This window comes from Roseibium sp. HPY-6, from assembly GCF_040530035.1.
In the GTDB taxonomy this organism is placed as follows: domain Bacteria; phylum Pseudomonadota; class Alphaproteobacteria; order Rhizobiales; family Stappiaceae; genus Roseibium.
This window is the reverse complement of the sequence record NZ_JBEWCD010000001.1, coordinates 2,417,104-2,434,161: the sequence shown is the minus strand read 5'-3', so window position 1 is coordinate 2,434,161 and position 17,058 is coordinate 2,417,104. Positions and strand designations below refer to the sequence as shown.

Genomic DNA, 17,058 nt, shown 5'->3' with positions numbered 1-17,058 from the left:
AGCGCGCATGAGGCTGAAAACCTCCTTGGTTTCCAAGAAAATGAGGTTGTTTTTAAGTGGACGGGTAAGTCAGAGGCCTGGTCGGGCGGATTTCTTGATCATAGCCGTGCGCATAGTCGCCAGTTCCAAACTCAGAAATTCGCAGAAATCCTTGGCGACGATGGAAATCGGGCGATGGGTCGGCGTGAGGATGGACAGTCCGTTCTGAATGCGCGGGCGGAATGGCCTGAACACGATCATGGGCGGTCCCATGCCGCTTCGGCCGTCTTCCTGGGCCTTGTAGGCAGTAAGCATGTCGCAGATGAGCGCGCACAGCCCCGCCTCGACGAACCTCAAACCGGCCAGGGCAGTCTGCAGTTCAAAACGCTGATTGAACCGCACGCCTGCATCCCGGAAGCGCGACAGCGTCTGCTTGTGACTGCGGTGCTCGGAATGCAGCAGCGCCAGCGGATAGCCATCGAGCTCTTCTGGCGTGATGATTTCCTTGGCGGCCAGCGGATCGGTGGCAGGCACCGCGCACATGCACTCCAGATCGAAATCGATCTGGTCGAATGAGTTGCGCACCCGGGGTGTTTCGGTAAAACCGATGTCGAACTGCTGGGCTGCAATGAGCTCTTCGATCTCCGCGGACGTTCTGCTTGCCAGGGCAATTTTGACGCTCGGCTTGTCGGCAACAAATTTGGACAGGCTGTTGGGAAGGAAATCCGCAACAGCTTCAGGGATACCGGCAATGCGCAGCTGGCCGTGCTCGCGGTTGGCGAGGCCACGTAGCGTGCGTTTGGAGATTTCAAGCCGTTTCAGGATGGCTTCGGCTTCTTCGAGAAAAAACTCGGCCTCCGGCGTCGGGACGAGGCGCCCCTGCTCACGCATGAAAAGCTTGAGCTCCAGCTCGGCTTCCAGGCCGGCGATCGTCGAACTGACGGCGGGTTGCGTCCGGCCAAGCGTGCGGGCTGCTTCCGAAATGGAACCGCTCCGCATGACCTCGCGAAAGGTCGCCAATTGCCGTATCGACAGGTTCATTGATACTCGAAAAACGCCCCCATGATCTCACTCCAAATAATGTGTCGTCTAAGGGGGTAAGGTCAACTGCTGGAAATAAAAGCCATTCAGATTCACAGATTTAGCGAAAAAAATGGCCAGAATTTCATGGATTTTCGGATGGATCCAAGACTTCAATCCTGGATTGTTGCCGGGTTGCTGTCGGCTTTTGCAAAGTTTCTCCTGGTTTCGGTGTTCCTAGTTGCTGTCCGTTCCTTCTTTCCAGAGGCGTTCGAGGTCAAATGCGTCGACGTCTTTCAACAGCTCAACGAATTCTCTGGCAGCGTGGTCGAGTGATTGGCACCCCTTTTCCGCCGTTGCGCGCCCCGCGTTGCCAAGTGCACCAAGTTCGTTGAGATCCTGGGCCTTCCAGCCGTACTGTGCCTTGCCGTGGCCGCGCAGATGCTTGAACTCTTTCAGATAGCTTTGCTGCTCAGACGTGAAATCCCGGGCAAGATCCATTCTTACGAGTTCAGGATGAAGATGCAGCATCAGTGATGTTTCGATATCACCGCCATGAATGCCGTAGGTGAATTCGTCTTCTGGAAAGAGGCCATCCGGTTGACCGAAACGCAGCCAGTTGGTGGCCAGAACAAACATTTCGTGTTTGATGCGCAGCTCCCGTGCAACGATATCCAGTATGGGGACGTTGCCGCCATGCGAATTGATCAGCACCAGCTTACGAATGCCTGCGCGGGCTATGCTCTCTCCGATTTCGATCCAGCAGCGTGCTGCCGTTTCCCAGGACAGCGTCAATGTGCCCGGCGAGGAAATATGCTCATCTGATTTGCCAACCGCTTGCGCGGGAAGAAAGCAGGCAGGCAGGCTCTCGGGCAAAAGTTCCAGAACGCGGCTGACCTGCCCGTTTGCTATGGCTGTGTCGGTCCAGACCGGTAAATGAGGACCGTGTTGCTCTATCGCGGCAACGGGAAGAACGGCAATCCAGTTTTTACGCGAGGGGTCCTTGAAGTCCTCCGTCGTCATTTCATGCCATTGGCGCCTTGGAAGCATTTGTCTTTCCTGTGAAGGTCCTGTTGCCCGTTTGCTTTGCACAGCACGACCGGTCAGGCAAGTGAAGACGCTCTTCCGATAATGCGGTGTAAACAGCTCACGAACAAATGATCGGCCGCTCTTAACGCCTGTTTAGATTTTAATGACGCCTTTCTGCGAAGCTTTTGCCCATGATCGGCGCCTTAATGTCCAATACGCCGGCGAACCTTTTGAGAAGCAGTGGTGTCGCGGGCGAACTGGAACCGGACGCAGGAGGGAATCCTGCCGGCCGGGATCGGGAAAGTGCGCGCAGCAGTCTGGCAAGCGCGCAGGTTCAATCGGCACAAAGAAGCAATGGTCCGATCCTGACGTCGCAAGCTGTCTTGGCGCTTCAAAGCACTCAGCAGGTCGAACAAAAGAATGCCAATGCCGGTTCCTCGGGAGATGGCAGCGATGGCGCGGACGCGCCCGCTCAAGGACAAGGTTCGGCAATCGCCGCAAACGTGGCATCTGCGGGACAGGCATCCGGTAACCCCGCGCAGGCCCAATCCGGGAGCAGTGAAAAAGAAGATCCCGACGGCGACGGCCTGAACGAGGCAGAAGAAAAACAGGTTCAGGAACTTGCCAAGCGGGATCGGGAGGTTCGTGCACATGAACAGGCTCACGCGCGCGTCGGAGGTGCTTACGCCGGCGCGCCCAGCTATACGTTCCAGCAAGGGCCAGACGGCAAGCGGTATGCTATTGGTGGCGAAGTCCAGATCGACACCAGCAAGGAAAAAACGCCTCAGGAAACAATCCGGAAAATGCAGATTGTCATCCGGGCTGCGCTCGCACCGGCTGAACCATCGTCTCAGGACCTGAAAGTCGCCCAGCTCGCCCGTTCGCAACTTTCCGAGGCCCAGGCCGAAGCGCGTCAGGAGAAAGCTGACGAATTGCAAGGCGGAGATGAAGCGCCGCCCGGTGCGGTGGCGGACACCTCCGAGGGCGGTGCCAGCAATAATGAGCAGAACGGTGACGGCACACGCAAGGATGAATCTGCGGCACAGGCACAGTCCGCCGAGGCAGCATCTGCTTATCGTTCCGCAGTTCAACAGGCAAGCGAAGCCGAAGCTCTGCTGGCCTCCGTTCTCGCCTAGGCCGTTTGACGGTGTTGGCTGCCCCGTCCGGAGAGAATACCGGCCTTAAGACTTCATTCCAGCATTGAACGCCGGACGGTAAAGCGATACAGGCGATGGGAGACATGTCTTCCGGAGATCCTTCAGGATCTCAAGCTTCAGGTCATCTCATGCAGGCTATTGCCGCGCGTCGCGTTGTTTCGGCAGTTTTTCTCATGTGCGGGGGTTTCTTCGGTCTTTGGGCCTCGAGAATCCCGGACATCAAGGCTGCGACAGGATTGAGTGAGGGATGGTTCGGCGTGCTGCTTCTGGTCATGGCGCTAGGTGCATTCACGGCGTTTCCCACCGCCGGTGCCCTGATGGACCGGCACGGTCCGGCACGTGTCACCAAAGGGGCGGCACTGGGAACCGCAGTCGCTTTTACCCTTCTCGGGCTTTCGCCATCGGTTGTGACTTTGGTGGCCGCGTTGTTTTTTGCCGGGTTCGCCTTCGGATCGCTGGACGTTTCAATGAATGGATGGGGAGCGGAAGTCGAAACCGCGCTCGAGCGCCCGGTGATGTCGTCCTTCCATGGACTTTTCAGTCTGGGCGCCGGTGTGGCGGCCGCGGCGGGTGGGCTTGCAATCACGCTCGGTTTCAGTGTTGCCCTGCATTTCTGTCTCTGGGGACTTTTGTCCGTTCCCATTCTTGTTGTGTGCTTGAGGCAGCATTGGCCCCAGTCGGTCGGTGGGGCCGAGACGCAGGACAAGGCACCGCTTTTTGCGTTTCCCGAAGGTGCGCTTCGGTTTGCAGGGCTCATAGCGCTGATAGCGGCGTTGGGGGAGGCAGCCGTAACTGACTGGGCAGCACTCTACCAGATACTGGATCTCGGCTACTCGGAGGCGATGGCGCCAATAGCGTTCACCGTTTTCTCCGTCGCAATGGTCATCATGCGTTTGGCCGGTGACAGGATTATCGCCAGGTTCGGGCCTGTGCCCGTGGCAAGAGTGAGCGGGTTTGTTGCCTTTGTCGGCTGCGTCCTGCTGGTCTCCGGTTGGAACATTTTTGTAGTCTGGATCGGGTGTTTCGTCATGGGGCTCGGATATGCCGTGCTTTTTCCGCTTGCGATGTCTCGCGCTGCGGCAGATCCGCATATGTCCAAGGGACGCGCGCTGGCGTCCGTAGCGACGCTCGGCTACGGCGCTTTTTTGTTTGGGCCACCCGTCTTGGGTTTCATCGGTCAGCTGTTTTCACTGGGAGCTTCCTTTGCGGTGGTCGCGCTCCTCACCCTGATTATTCCGTTTCTGGCCGGCGCCCTTAAGGTCAAGTCCTAAAGTTCACAGGCAAAGGTTTAGACCGGAGGACCAATCACCGATATGGACTTGGGCAAGTCCGGTTCTGAAAATTAGTTAGTTGGCAAACCAGGTTATTGCCCTCGGGCGTCTGAAAAAAGACGATCAATCCTATTAGTGTCATTTGACGGTTAAATACTCCGGCTACGTTTTCGCCGCGCCACAGTCTTTGTTGATTCGGGTTGATCCAGGAATAGGTAGCAAGCGATGGCTTTTAACTACAAAAAGAGCATAACTTTTCGGCTTGTCCAGGCGGCGAAAGCGCAAAGAGCCAGGTCCGGTGCGCATCTTATGCGGATTGGTCTGCATCCGGGCCAGGAACTTGTGCTGAAGGTTCTTGCAGACTCTGACGGGCGCACCATGAGCCAGCTGGCGCTTGCGCTTGGTGTGCAGCCTCCGACAGTTACAAAAATGGTGACCCGCCTTTCCGGTCAGGGATATGTGCGCCGGCAAGTGTCCGACACGGATGGGCGCTTGGCGCGCGTCTATCTGACAGACGAGGGCCGCGAGCTTGTTCTTTCGGTAGACAAGGCCTGGAAACGCCTGGAGCGGGAGGCCATGTCCGGCCTCGACGATAAGGACCGGAAGAAATTGCGAAAGCTTTTGCGGCAGGTCGAAAAAAATCTATCGATCTCAATTGATGACGATCCGGAGCATGAAAGCGATCTTGAGCCTGACACTGAAGAGGTCGCAGAGGCAGAGAAAAAAGTCGGTAAAAACAAGGAACTGTCGGCGGCCTGATGGTGATGATCGCTGCTTGCACATGACAAGGCATCGCTTTCCGGCTTTGCCCGGCCACGTTTGGCTCTTTGGCCAGTGCCGCAATTAGACAAGCAAGGTTTTCGCAATCAAGCCGAGAGCCGCCGTGACCGCGAGAACGACCGTGATGCCCCGCCTTGCGACGAACACGAGAAACGCAGCCAGCAAAGCAATCCCGGCAAGGACTGGATCAAGGCTTTCCGGCACTGGCGAAAGAACACTCAGAACTCCAATCTCCAGTGACCTTGTTTGAGTGAAAAGAACGTTTAACGCAAACCAGACGGCCAGATTCAAAATTGTCCCGGCCACTGCCGCTGTGATCGCCGAGAGCGCCCTGGCGAGCAATCTGTTGCCTCGGAGTCTTTCCATCCAAGGAGCACCCGCAAGGACGAACAAGAAACTCGGTGCGAACGTGACCCACGTCGTCATCGCAGCCGCAAGGAGCGCGCCTGTTCCCGGCGAAAAGGGAGCCGGTTCCCGCCAACCGCCCAGGAAACCAACAAATTGTGTGACCAGAATGAGAGGCCCGGGTGTTGTTTCGGCAAGCCCGAGACCGTCCAGCATTTCACCGGCGGAAAGCCAGGATTTCGTCTCCACCGCCACTTGGGCCATGTAACTCAAAAGCGCATAGGCCCCTCCAAAACTGACAACCGCCAGAAGCGAGAAAAACTCGGCAATTTCCGTGTAGACATTGCCAGGAGCCAGAAGGAGGGCGGCGGTGACCGGCGGGGCAATCCACAACAGGCAGCCGATCAGCAATGTTCCCAGTGTTTTTGCAGCTGTTGCCGGAGACGCGGTCACCGTGCCGTCTTCGATTGGCTGCGCCGGAGCGGTCCCGAACAGCAACCCGGTCACAGCAGCTCCGAGAATGACCAAGGGAAACGGGATCGACAGAAAAAACAACGCACAGAAACTTGCCGCGCAGATCATCCAGGCCAGTCTCGATTTCAGTGCTTTTTGACCAATCTTCATAAGGGCCTGAAGCACAATCGCGAGGACCCCGGCTTTCACGCCATAAAATACCGCCGCAATCACTGTCGTGTCGCCGTAGGCGGCATAGACATAGCTGACGAAGGCCATTGCAAATGCGCCTGGCAGAATAAACAAAAGGCCGGCGATCAGTCCGCCCAGCGTTCTGCCACTGAGCCACCCGCAGTACGTAGCGAGCTGTTGCGCCTCCGGCCCCGGCAGCAGCATGCAGTAGTTGAGGGCATGCAGGAACCGGTCCTCGGAAAGCCACTTGCGGTTTTCGACGAATTCCTGATGCATGACGGAAATCTGCGCAGCCGGCCCTCCAAAGCTCAGCAGCCCGACTTTCAGCGACACACGGGTGATTTCCGCAATAGACGGAGATATGTGCTTTTCCGAAAAGCCTGTTTCTTCCGAGAATTGATCCACGCAGAAATTGACCGTGTTTGCCAGTGATGCGGTTTCCTACGTGCTCTTTGTAACGGCTGCAAGACGCGGCCTGCGCACGGGAAGATTACAAAAAGCTCATTTGTAATGGTCTGGAACGAATCCCACCTTTCTTTTCAGCAGAGGTAATCTGAATGGAGATCGGAATGACGACATCTTATCAGACAATCAACGAGGAGCGGGGTGCCCGCAAAGCGGCCGAGCTGCGCAAACGGTTTCGGAACGCTTCCAGAACGTCAGGCATTGCGCCTGGGTTCGGAGCAGACAAGATAGATGCGCTGCGCAGTGGCTTCGGTTCCCGCTGGGCCTATTTCAACGCATTTCTGATCTGGGTCACCATGGCTGCCGTGATCGCCTTCTTCGGGTTTGTGCTTTTCTAAGCCCGAAAATTGGTAGGCGTGACAGTATGTTGTGCCAACTCATTCGCTTGCGAGGCCTTCTTTGAGCGCTCCGGCAATTGCGCCTGTAATGTCGGGTGCGGCCGTTTCCGAAACCAGGAGAGACTGGACCATTGCCGGGAGGTCGGGAAGCCTGCGCCGTGGACCAGCAATGCGCATTCCCTTTTGAATCGCCCGTTCAGGCAAAACCCCAATTGCCAGTCCGGACCTGATTGCGCAGCGTAGATTGGAGAAGCTTTCGCTTCTGAATTTGATGTTGAATGCACGTTGGTGTTTCGTAAGCAGGTTCAAAGGCAGGTTGCTCCACCAGCATCCGCGATCAAGAATTCCCAGCGGAACGGGTTCGTCTGCATCAGCTTCGAATTCCTCGCTCTCTACCCAATAGTTTGGTTCGGTTTCAAGCACCTCCCCATGCTCGGCCAGCTGTCCGGACACGACAGCAACATCAAGACGCCCTTCCCTGATCGCAGTCGCAAATCCCGCTGAACAGCCTGATTTCACATAAATATCCAAGAGCGGATAGGTCTTGCCGAAATCGGTAAGCACAGTTTCGAATACTGTGTCGTCATAGTGGTCGGGAATTCCGACATGCACTTTCCCGCGAAGCGGTTTGTCGAAGAGTTTCTGTGCATGCAACATGTCGCTCAGAATACCCTGTGCGACCGGAAGAAGCTTTTCTCCATCAGGTGTCAGCTTCATTCCTTTTGCGTGCCGGTAAAACAGCTTTGTGTCCAAACCTGTCTCAAGCTTCCGAAGCTGAACGCTCAAAGCGGACTGGGTGCGGTTTAGTCGTTCGGCTGCAAATGTCAGATGCCCTTGCTCGGCAATGACGACAAAAGCACGCAACAGGTCACTGTTCAGTGTAAGTCGTTCGATTTTTTTCATGCTAATCATAAACACTATTCATTTTATAAATAATACTAACCGTCCTAGCGTCCCGGTCAATGGCTGGAGGCTGGTGCATGACTTTTCCGGACGTGATCCTTCTTATTTTCGTTGGTCTGATCGGTGGTGTTTGGAACGCTATTGCGGGTGGAGCGACACTGTTTACGTTTCCAGCGCTCATGGCGGCCGGCTTGCCGCCTGTCGTTGCCAATGCGACCAACTTTCTCGGTCTTCTGCCCTCCAATGCCGCCGCGCTGGCTGCATACAAGGATGAACTTCGCAAGGCCGGTTCGGATCTGTTCATCCTAAGTCTTGTGTCCGGAGCAGGAGCCGCTACGGGCTCTTTGCTGTTGCTGGTTTCAGATCCGCAGACCTTTCTCGCGCTTGTGCCGTTTCTGCTGGCGGCCGCAACGGCATTGTTCGCCTTCGGTGAACAGATGCGCCGTGCCTTTGTCAGGCTTTCCGGACCGTCGAGAACCTCGACGGCGGTCTACGCAGTCCTCTTTCTCGTCTCGATCTATGGCGGTTATTTCGGTGCAGGCCTCGGCATCATTTTGCTCGCGATCGCGCAAGTAATCGGGCATACGGATTTTCATGAGGCAAACAGCATAAAAAACCTGCTCGCGACCAATTTCACGATCATCAGTATCGCGATATTCGGCGCGGGCGGACTGATTGACTGGCCGGCAGCGCTTGTCATGATGATCGGAAGCTCTGCCGGTGGATACCTTGGCGGGCGCTGGGCGAAAAAGGTCAATCAAAACCACTTGCGGATTCTGGTTGTCGCATTTGGAACGCTACTGTCAGTGGTTTATTTCTGGCGCACATTCGTTGTGGCCGGTCCTTAGTACGAGGTCTGGCAGCACGTCTCGCAGCCGACTTTCATCACGGAGCTTTCAAAGTCATGGAAAAAGCGTTCTGGCAGCATCGTTGGCAGGAAGGAAAGATCGGCTTTCACGAAGGGGTGCCGAACCGGCACCTCAGCGATCATCTCGACGCATTGGGGCTGGCGCAAGGGAGGCACATATTTGTTCCGTTGTGCGGCAAGGCCGTCGACATTGACTGGCTTCTTACAAAAGGCCTGCGTGTAAGCGGTGCGGAGCTGAATTTCGATGCGGTTGAAGCGGTCTTTGATCGCCTTGGCGTGACCCCGGAGACCACGCAGAGCGGCGCGCTCACAAGATATTCGAGAGACAACCTCACGATCTGGGCCGGTGATTTTTTTAAGCTGAAAGCAGAGGATGTCGGGTTCATTGATGCGGTCTATGACCGGGGAGCACTAGTTGCGCTCCCACCGCATATGCGGGCCGCCTACACCAGCCAGATGCGTGTTTTGTGCCGTGACGTGCCACGCTTGCTGGTGACCTACGACTATGATCAGTCGCAGATGGACGGCCCTCCCTTTTCCGTACCGGAGGATAGAATTCACGATCTCTTTGACGATCAATTTGTCATCGAACGCCTTGCGAGTGTGCCAATAACCGGACCCCTCGCAGAGCGTTGTTCCGGTGAAGAGCAAGCCTGGCTTTTGCAGCCGCTTGGATCCAGAGGCCGGCCACTCAAGCAAGGGTAGGCGCAGTCAGCCGTTTGTCACTGCCGGGCCCGGATACAAACCATTGGTAGCGTTCAGTGTTTGCTGACCTTGTCGGAATCCTTGCGGAACGAATTCCAGATCGGGAGAATCACCTTGCTGACCACCAGTATCAGGATCAGCCCCAGGATCAGGCCGAAAACGCCGTCGAGTGAGGCGGTCGTCGCCCAGGCTATGAAGCCTTCAATCTGGCCGACAGAGTGAGCCACGGCGTGTGCGATATCGTGAATTGTGCCGTAGAGCCACTTCACTCCGAGTTCCTTGAGGCCGTGGATGACGATGGAGCCGCCAACCCAGAGCATCGCCGCCGTGCCGACGACCATGAGGAGTTTCAAAAAGCCCGGCATCGCCTTGACGATGCCGCGTCCAAATGCGCGCACAACCGACAGGCGGCCTTTCGACGACATCATCAACCCGACATCGTCGGCCTTCACGATCAGGGCGACAGACCCGTAGACCATGACGGTGATGCCGATTGCGACCACCGCGAGTGTCGCCGCTTCCATCCAGATATTGCTTTCCGGGATTTCGGAAAGAGCGATCGTCATGATCTCGGCCGACAGAATGAAATCGGTCTTGATCGCCCCCGATACCTTTTGTTCTTCCAGGTGAACCGCGTCGACCGCTTCTTCCAGGGGCAGATCCGCGACATGATTCTGCTTGTGCGCAAAAAGGTGATGCACTTTTTCGGCACCTTCGAAGCACAGATAAGCGCCGCCAAGCATCAGAAGCGGTGTGATTGTCCATGGCGCGAATTCGTTCAGGGCCAACCCGACCGGGAGCAGGAACAGCAACTTGTTCTTGAGCGAACCCCGCGCGATGCGCCAGACGATCGGGAGTTCACGTGCCGGACTGAAGCCCGTGACATATTTTGGTGTCACGGCTGCATCGTCGATGACGGCTCCTGCTGCCTTGGATCCTGCCTTGGCAGCTTGACCCAATACGTCGTCGACGGATGCGGCGGCCACCTTGGCAATAGCCGCGATGTCATCGAGAAGGGCGAGTAGTCCGCTCATGGCCGCTCCTTAGCAGGTGATAGATTGCCGGACGAAAACGTATGATGTGTTTGCGACAGGCCGACTGCACTTGCAAGTGTCTGCCCGTATTCGGATGAAAAAAGAACTTTTTGCAGCGCATTTGCGGGGAAACTATCGCCGAAGAACCGTTTGCCACGACTGCCGCCAAGCAATCAGATCCAGGATATCGAAACCGGGGGGAGTCGATTCGATACCTGCCGCGTTCAGACAAGAAACGGGTACCCGCCTTCCAGTTTGAGCAATGCTATTTTTGTATCCAGACCGCCCGAGCCTGAGTAGCCGCCAAGACCGTTGGCTGACAGGATACGGTGGCAGGGAATGATAATGGGGATCGGATTGGCACCGCAGGCCTGACCAACGGGCTGACCGTAGGTATTCAGTTCTTTCGCAACGTCTCCGTATGTACGCGTGCTTCCATAAGGTATTTCAAGCATTGCCTTGAAGACGGCCTGGTGCAGATCACCACCCTTCGGTGCCAGCGGCAGATCGAAATCCTTGAGCTTTCCTTCCAGGTAGGCGACAACCTGCGATGCTGCTTCGCGGAGCAGGGGCGTTTCGTCTTGGTGTTTCGCGCTGTCCCATTGTAATTGAGTTATTGCGCCTTCAGTTTCATGAATGGAAAGGCGTCCCAGCCATGTTTCGATATCCGTGACAGGCATTCCGGCTCCCGCTTCTCTAGTTAAATCTCTAGTGGGTTGCCGGTCCGATCTCAAGCAGACACTCCCATTTGCCGGTGTCCTGCCTTCCTCTTGTTTTCATCTGCGGATGATTTGGACAGGATCAACTGCTGATGAGGGACGAGTCCCAGGGCGTTCAGGATAAGGCACCGGTGCCGCAGGCGGCGCCTCTGGCGGGCATTGGTCTGATCGTCCTTGCCTGTCTTTGCTTCTCTCTGCTGGACGCGACGGCAAAGTATCTCATCGAAACGGTGCCAACGCTTCAGATCGTCTGGCTGCGCTTCGTCAGTCACGTGATCCTGTCTTTCGTTTTGTTTCGCGTTTGGAGCAACACTTCGCTCTTGAGAACCAGAAGACCCGTGCTCCAAATCGTCAGAGCGTTTTGTCTGCTGGGTATCACCATTTTCAATTTTCTTGCGGTCCGGTATCTGCAACTCGCCGAAACCACGGCAATCATGTTCGCGGCGCCGTTCGTTATCACAGCGCTTGCCGGGCCTCTCCTCGGTGAGTGGGCGGGGCCACGGCGATGGGCGGCAATTGTCGTCGGGTTCTCCGGTGTTCTTGTTGTGACACAACCAGGACTTGGCGGCATGCACTGGGCAGCCATCTATTCTGTCGCTTCCATGGTTTTTTACGCAATTTATGCAATTCTCACGCGCCAGTTGACGGCAACGGACAGCTCTGCCGGGATGCTTATCCTCTCCGGGATTGTGGCGGCCGTTGCCATGACACCAGCCGGTCTGTCCGTTTGGGTAACGCCGCCCGATATCTGGACCTGGGTCCTTTTGTTCGCGACGGGTATCTTCGGCGGTGGGGGGCATTTTCTCTTTATCATTGCCCATCGCATGGCGCCTGCGCCTGTTCTGGCACCCTTTATCTACACCCAGATCGTATGGATGGTAGGCCTCGGCTATCTGGTGTTCGGCGACGTGCCGGGCGGGCTCACGCTGGTTGGAGCCGGCATTGTTGTCGGGTCGGGTCTTTACATTCTCTACCGGGAACGTGTTCGCGGGATCTAAAAACCATCAGTATTTTTAACGATATTCATTTGTTCTCCAGTCAGCAGACCGACACATTCACAGCTTGGCGGTTGACGGCTCGCGTGAGTTTCCCTCTTAATGGCGGCTGGCGTAGACCCTAGGTGAATTTTCCTCACCAACCTGTCTAGGAGGAATGGGATGGCAATTGATCGCCGCACATTTTTAGGAGGAGCCGCAGCAGTTGCGGGGACCTTCGCACTACCGAAACTGGCGCATGCCAATGCTGCCGCAAACGCGTATTTCAACGGCTACGAGCAGGACAACGGCTACCAGTACCGGCGGACGAACTTAAACCGCATTGATCCTGTCTGGCGTCGCCAAATGGTCAAGTATTTCAGCCCGGAGCCTCCCGGAACCGTGGTCGTGGACACCCGGAATCACTTCCTTTACTGGATCTGGGAAAACAACACCGCGTTGAGATACGGCGTCGGTGTTGGCCGTGAGGGCTTCAAGTGGTATGGCCGCGCCCGGATCGACCGGAAAGCGCTCTGGCCGCGCTGGGTGCCGCCGCCCGAAATGCTGAAGCGTCAACCGGAGCTGCCGCGCCGGGTTGAAGGCGGCGCGGCCAACAACCCCTTGGGCCCGCGTGCGCTATACCTCTACAACAACGGCAGCGATACGGGCTATCGGCTGCATGGGACGCTCGAGCCTTGGAGCATCGGTCACGATGTGTCCAGTGGGTGTATCCGCATGCTGCCGGAAGACATTATCGATCTTTATCAGCGTTGTCCGAAAGGTACTGCTGTGCTCGTTCTTGAGCATTTGGGTGCGAGTGCCGGCTAAGGCCGGCACGTATTTGACATAAGGAAAGTCTGGGGGGCGTTCTTGGGAAATTGGATTGGCCGATGGGGCCAGAGTGCATTGATCGCCGCAATATGTGTGTTGGGGCTGGCTGCCTGTAACACGGCTGGCGGGCTGTCGTCGCCGGATGTCACGAACGCACCGGCCGCCGGGTTTGGTGAGATTTCTTCCGGCTCGGAGGAAGAGTTCATCATCAATGTTGGCCGTCGGGTCTATTTTGACCGCGGATCGGCGGTTGTCACCGAAGAAGCCAAGATGACAATCAAGAGCCAGGCCGACTGGCTCAAGCAGAACCGGAAATGGCTGGTCAAGGTACAGGGCCATGCCGATGACCCGGGCAGCGAAGCTGCCCAGAAAACGCTTTCTGCGCAAAGAGCCGACGCGGTCATGGCCGAGTTGGTGTCGCTGGGCGTCAGTCCGAAGCGCTTGTGGTCCAAGGGCTATGGTGTGGAACGTCCGGTAACCGATTGCGCTTCGATCGAGTGCCAGTCGCAGAACCGCCGTGTGGTCGTCAATTTGCGGGAAGAATTCGACGAATCCGCGCCCCAGGCTCGATAGTCGACGAATTGTCTGTTTACCGCAGCGGCTGAGGGATATATCGGTCCACTCAGTCGCCGCGGAAATAGAGACTGTTGAATGTCAGAAGACAAAGACTCCACGACATCGCAATCGGACTTGCCCCCGAAACCGGGTAAAAGGCTGACACTGGGCCACATTGCCGACCAGCTGGGCATATCGACGGCAACGGTCTCGCTTGCGCTGCGCGACAGCCCGCTCGTGGCTGAAGAAACACGGGAGAAGGTCAAGCAGACAGCTGAAGAGATAGGTTACATCTATAACCGCTCTGCCGCGTCGCTGCGCACGTCGCGGAGCCAAATCGTCGGGGTTGCCGTTCACGACATTCTCAATCCTTACTTTGCTGAAGTCTTTTCAGCGCTGGAAGACGTGCTTGAAGAGCAGGGGCAGATGATCTTCATCTGCAACCACAGGGACGACGTGAAGCGTCAGCGGGGCTTTGTGAACACGTTGCTCCAGCACAGGGCAGATGGACTGATCCTATGCCCGTCTGTCGGCACAACGGCTGAAGAGATCAACCGGCTCGTGGATCAGGGCATCCCCGTGACGCTCGTTGCGCGCGAAGTTCCGGGCGTCTGGGCCCCTTGCGTGCGCGGTGACGACCTTGCCGGAACCTATATGATTACCAAGCACCTGCTGGCCCAGGGGCACAAAAAGATCGGCATGGCAGGCGGGCGCCGGGACAGTTCGACCGGCCGCCACCGGAATGAAGGATGGCGGAAGGCCTTGAAAGAGGCCGGCATAGACCCCGACACGCAAGTCGACCTGCCGGAGCTCATGACCCAGGCCGACGGGCGCGCGGCGGTTCCCGCCATCATGGAGGCGGAGGAACGGCCGACCGCGATTGTCGGCTTCAACGATCTGGTCGCCTTCGGCATGATGACAACGCTTCGGCGTGCCGGAATCGAACCCGGGCCGGACATGGCGATTACGGGATATGATGATATCGACGGCGCCGACGCGCGCACCCCTGCGCTCACGACAGTTGCCAACCAGCCGGACAAGATCGGGCGCCTTGCCGCGCTGACCCTTCTACGGCAAGTGGCCGGTGACCGGGTACCGAACAAGCCGATCGTCATTGAACCGGAACTGCGGATCAGAGAGAGCTCGCCGCCGCCGGGTGTGCGTCTTGCGCAAAGGCTCGCGGACTAACGGCTGCTCGAGCGGTTAAGCGTGCGCTTGGCGCGCAACGCCGTCAGGCGCGACGAACCACCGCGCAGGAACATGCTCTCATATGGATCTTATGCGGAGACGGCGTCGGGGGCCGGCGCATAGACAACGCATTTGTTGCGCCCTGTCGTCTTCGCTTCGTAAAGGGCCGTATCGGCTTTTTGCATGAGCGATGAAAAAGCAACGTCTTCACGGGTTGAGAGCGCCAGTCCCATACTGCAGGTTACGGTCTGCTCGACCTGCTCCAGTTGGCACCCGTAGACAATGCGCTTGCGGAGCCTTTCACAAACGTGCAGTGCCTCCTGGAGATCCGTGTCGCTCAGGATCAGGCAAAACTCTTCTCCGCCGACACGACCGAAGACGTCGGTCGAACGGAGTTCGTTGGAGATCGTGCGTGCAAACAGCTGCAGGACTTCGTCTCCGGCAGCATGGCCGTGCAGATCGTTGATGTTCTTGAACCTGTCGATATCCATCATGACGGCAACAAAGGCCGTCTTCGATCTGCGGAAACGCTGAATTTCCCTTTCTGCGTGTTCAAGAAAGGCCCGCCGGTTGAAGATCTGGGTCAGGTCATCAATACTCGCGATGCGCTCCATGCGGATTTTGGCATCCATCAGCGCCTGGTGATCGCGTTGACGCGCGATTTCATGGCCAATCCAATCGGCAAACTGCCGGATGATCTGCACGTCAGCCGATGTAAACGGACGTTTCCGGATCTCCTGGGCGGTGAAATTGATCGTGCCATGCACAACGCCGTCGACGAGCAATGGAGCTCCGATATAAGTCTCGACGCCGAAGAGTTCGTAACAAGGATGTCCGGCAAATTCGGATTCGGCCGCATGGGCCGTCGCGATCGGCTCATCCGCCTGAAGCGTCAGAGTGCAATAGGTATCCTTGAGTTCGAACGACTGTCCCGGAGTTACGACGTTGCCGGGACTTTGCGCGTGCGTGATCGTGTAGGTCTCGTTAAAAACCCTGCTAATGATGCCGACCGGAAGATCAAAGTGTTCGCATCCGAGGCGCAGGATCTCGGCGATCTTGTCCTCGTGGCCAAGTTCCCTCGTGGACGTGATCGCATAAAGCTCGGCGAGCGTGCGCTCGGTTTTCTTGCGGTTCGTGATGTCCGAAATAAGGACAACGAGGCCGTCGACATTGCCTTCATCGTTAAAGCGCGGATTGCAATCCACCTGGCACTCGCGAAAAACACCGTCCGGAAAGTTCAGGCCGACTTCCTCCGACGCTTTTTGTCCATTGATCGCCTGCTTAAAGAGAGAGCTGATGGCATCGCGTTCTTTCCACGGCAGCTTTTCCCGCAAACGTGTACCCAGCAGGTCTTCAGACCTCCCGTTGAACCACTCGCATCCGGTTTTGTTCAGGAACAGGCATTTGCCCTCCAGGTTAACTTCACCGACACAGGCAGAGATGCTGTCTGCCATGAGGTGGAGGTTCTGATAGGCCTTTTCAGCAAGTGCCTTGGCTTGTTTCAGTTCGGTGATATCCGCACGAATGCCGACAATCCCGCCCGTGCTTGTGCGGGTCTCGGATATTCTCAGCCAGCGGCCATTGTCCAGCTGCTGTTCCAGTATCTGGCCATCTGCAGCCTGGTGTTGTTTGAGCCTTTCCGCCAACCACGCTTCATTGTCCATAAGCCCCGTATCATACTGATCGTGGCTCAGGCCGAAACGCAAGATGTCTTCAAACCGGTTGCCCGGAAACATCGCTGGTGCGGAGGCTTCATAGATTTCGCGGTAAGTGTCGTTGCACAGAACCAGTCGGTCCTCGCTATCATAGATCGCAAAGCCTTCGAGGATGGCATCCAGGGCGTCCTCGAACGTCACGACAATTTCGCTCAACTGGTTTTCAAGCTTGGTCCGGTCGCTGACATCATGTGCCAGAAACAGAAGACCGCACATCCGCCGGGATCTGTCGAACAACGGAGCGCTGACAACTTCAAGCTGTTTGTGAGTGCCGTCGCCCAGAACAGCTTCGATAGGATAGAGCTTGCGATGTCGCTGGTCTTCCGGACGATGATAAAGTTCCGCCATACGGTCGAATTGAGCAGGATCGGCAAAAAACCGCCTTGTCGTGTTGCCGATAAGGTCATCCTGTCCGACCCGTAGAAGCCGTTCAAAAGCCTTGTTGGCGAAAACAATCGTTCTTTCGGGGTTCGTGACAAGAACGGCTTCGTTCAAGTCCCCGAAAGACTGCTCCAGATCGAGCGTAATCAACTCCAC

17 protein-coding genes are annotated in these 17,058 nt (G+C 56.7%); 10 read left to right on the top strand and 7 right to left on the bottom strand.

Annotated features, from left to right (window positions below):
* Positions 1–69: 69 nt before the first annotated feature.
* The gene (locus ABVF61_RS11290; RefSeq protein ID WP_353993607.1) at positions 70–1,020 is read right to left on the bottom strand and encodes a LysR substrate-binding domain-containing protein; all 951 of its coding nucleotides are present in this window, start codon (positions 1,018–1,020) and stop codon (positions 70–72) included.
* 216 nt (positions 1,021–1,236) lie between these two features.
* On the bottom strand, positions 1,237–2,049 hold the full coding sequence (locus tag ABVF61_RS11285) for a creatininase family protein (RefSeq protein WP_353993606.1): 813 nt from the start codon (positions 2,047–2,049) through the stop codon (positions 1,237–1,239).
* Between the two features lie 185 nt (positions 2,050–2,234).
* Here ABVF61_RS11285 and ABVF61_RS11280 point away from each other — a divergent pair, with 185 nt between their 5' ends.
* The 3 genes from ABVF61_RS11280 to ABVF61_RS11270 all read left to right on the top strand — a co-directional run bounded on the left by ABVF61_RS11280 (position 2,235) and on the right by ABVF61_RS11270 (position 5,215).
* Positions 2,235–3,164: a putative metalloprotease CJM1_0395 family protein gene (locus tag ABVF61_RS11280; protein WP_353993605.1), complete on the top strand. Its 930-nt coding sequence runs from the start codon at positions 2,235–2,237 to the stop codon at positions 3,162–3,164.
* Between the two features lie 104 nt (positions 3,165–3,268).
* Entirely contained in the window at positions 3,269–4,456 is a 1,188-nt protein-coding gene (locus ABVF61_RS11275; protein WP_353993604.1) for an MFS transporter, read from the top strand.
* 225 nt (positions 4,457–4,681) lie between these two features.
* Positions 4,682–5,215 carry a MarR family winged helix-turn-helix transcriptional regulator gene (locus ABVF61_RS11270; protein ID WP_353993603.1) on the top strand — a complete coding sequence of 178 codons (534 nt, stop codon included), beginning with the start codon at positions 4,682–4,684 and terminating at the stop codon, positions 5,213–5,215.
* An 84-nt stretch (positions 5,216–5,299) separates the two neighbouring features.
* Here the strand turns inward: ABVF61_RS11270 and chrA are convergent, their stop codons facing one another.
* On the bottom strand, positions 5,300–6,631 hold the full coding sequence (gene chrA / locus ABVF61_RS11265; protein WP_353993602.1) for a chromate efflux transporter: 1,332 nt from the start codon (positions 6,629–6,631) through the stop codon (positions 5,300–5,302).
* 164 nt (positions 6,632–6,795) lie between these two features.
* Here chrA and ABVF61_RS11260 point away from each other — a divergent pair, with 164 nt between their 5' ends.
* Entirely contained in the window at positions 6,796–7,029 is a 234-nt protein-coding gene (locus ABVF61_RS11260) for a hypothetical protein (protein WP_353993601.1), read from the top strand.
* A 39-nt stretch (positions 7,030–7,068) separates the two neighbouring features.
* On the opposite strand, the gene ABVF61_RS11255 is transcribed toward ABVF61_RS11260, so the two are convergent.
* Positions 7,069–7,941 (bottom strand): LysR family transcriptional regulator, encoded by an 873-nt coding sequence (locus ABVF61_RS11255; protein ID WP_353993600.1) that lies wholly within the window; start codon positions 7,939–7,941, stop codon positions 7,069–7,071.
* Positions 7,942–8,009: 68 nt separating this feature from the next.
* Between ABVF61_RS11255 and ABVF61_RS11250 the strand changes: the two genes are divergently transcribed.
* Both ABVF61_RS11250 and tmpT read left to right on the top strand, forming a co-directional pair.
* Positions 8,010–8,780 carry a sulfite exporter TauE/SafE family protein gene (locus ABVF61_RS11250; RefSeq protein WP_353993599.1) on the top strand — a complete coding sequence of 257 codons (771 nt, stop codon included), beginning with the start codon at positions 8,010–8,012 and terminating at the stop codon, positions 8,778–8,780.
* 56 nt (positions 8,781–8,836) lie between these two features.
* Entirely contained in the window at positions 8,837–9,505 is a 669-nt protein-coding gene (gene tmpT, locus ABVF61_RS11245; RefSeq protein WP_353993598.1) for a thiopurine S-methyltransferase, read from the top strand.
* 53 nt (positions 9,506–9,558) lie between these two features.
* On the opposite strand, the gene ABVF61_RS11240 is transcribed toward tmpT, so the two are convergent.
* Together ABVF61_RS11240 and ABVF61_RS11235 are read right to left on the bottom strand one after the other, a co-directional pair.
* Positions 9,559–10,539, bottom strand: coding sequence for a DUF808 domain-containing protein (locus ABVF61_RS11240; protein ID WP_353993597.1), 981 nt, complete (start codon positions 10,537–10,539; stop codon positions 9,559–9,561).
* Positions 10,540–10,763: 224 nt separating this feature from the next.
* A complete protein-coding gene (locus ABVF61_RS11235) occupies positions 10,764–11,219 on the bottom strand; it encodes a methylated-DNA--[protein]-cysteine S-methyltransferase (protein ID WP_353993596.1) in 456 nt (151 codons plus the stop codon).
* Between the two features lie 131 nt (positions 11,220–11,350).
* Between ABVF61_RS11235 and ABVF61_RS11230 the strand changes: the two genes are divergently transcribed.
* The 4 genes from ABVF61_RS11230 to ABVF61_RS11215 all read left to right on the top strand — a co-directional run bounded on the left by ABVF61_RS11230 (position 11,351) and on the right by ABVF61_RS11215 (position 14,806).
* A complete protein-coding gene (locus ABVF61_RS11230) occupies positions 11,351–12,256 on the top strand; it encodes a DMT family transporter (protein ID WP_353993595.1) in 906 nt (301 codons plus the stop codon).
* A gap of 159 nt (positions 12,257–12,415) precedes the next feature.
* On the top strand, positions 12,416–13,060 hold the full coding sequence (locus tag ABVF61_RS11225) for a L,D-transpeptidase (RefSeq protein ID WP_353993594.1): 645 nt from the start codon (positions 12,416–12,418) through the stop codon (positions 13,058–13,060).
* A 42-nt stretch (positions 13,061–13,102) separates the two neighbouring features.
* Positions 13,103–13,636 (top strand): OmpA family protein, encoded by a 534-nt coding sequence (locus ABVF61_RS11220; protein WP_353993593.1) that lies wholly within the window; start codon positions 13,103–13,105, stop codon positions 13,634–13,636.
* A gap of 78 nt (positions 13,637–13,714) precedes the next feature.
* Positions 13,715–14,806 carry a LacI family DNA-binding transcriptional regulator gene (locus ABVF61_RS11215; RefSeq protein ID WP_353993592.1) on the top strand — a complete coding sequence of 364 codons (1,092 nt, stop codon included), beginning with the start codon at positions 13,715–13,717 and terminating at the stop codon, positions 14,804–14,806.
* Between the two features lie 89 nt (positions 14,807–14,895).
* Here ABVF61_RS11215 and ABVF61_RS11210 read toward each other — a convergent pair whose 3' ends face one another.
* Positions 14,896–17,058 (bottom strand): sensor domain-containing diguanylate cyclase, encoded by a 2,163-nt coding sequence (locus ABVF61_RS11210; RefSeq protein ID WP_353993591.1) that lies wholly within the window; start codon positions 17,056–17,058, stop codon positions 14,896–14,898.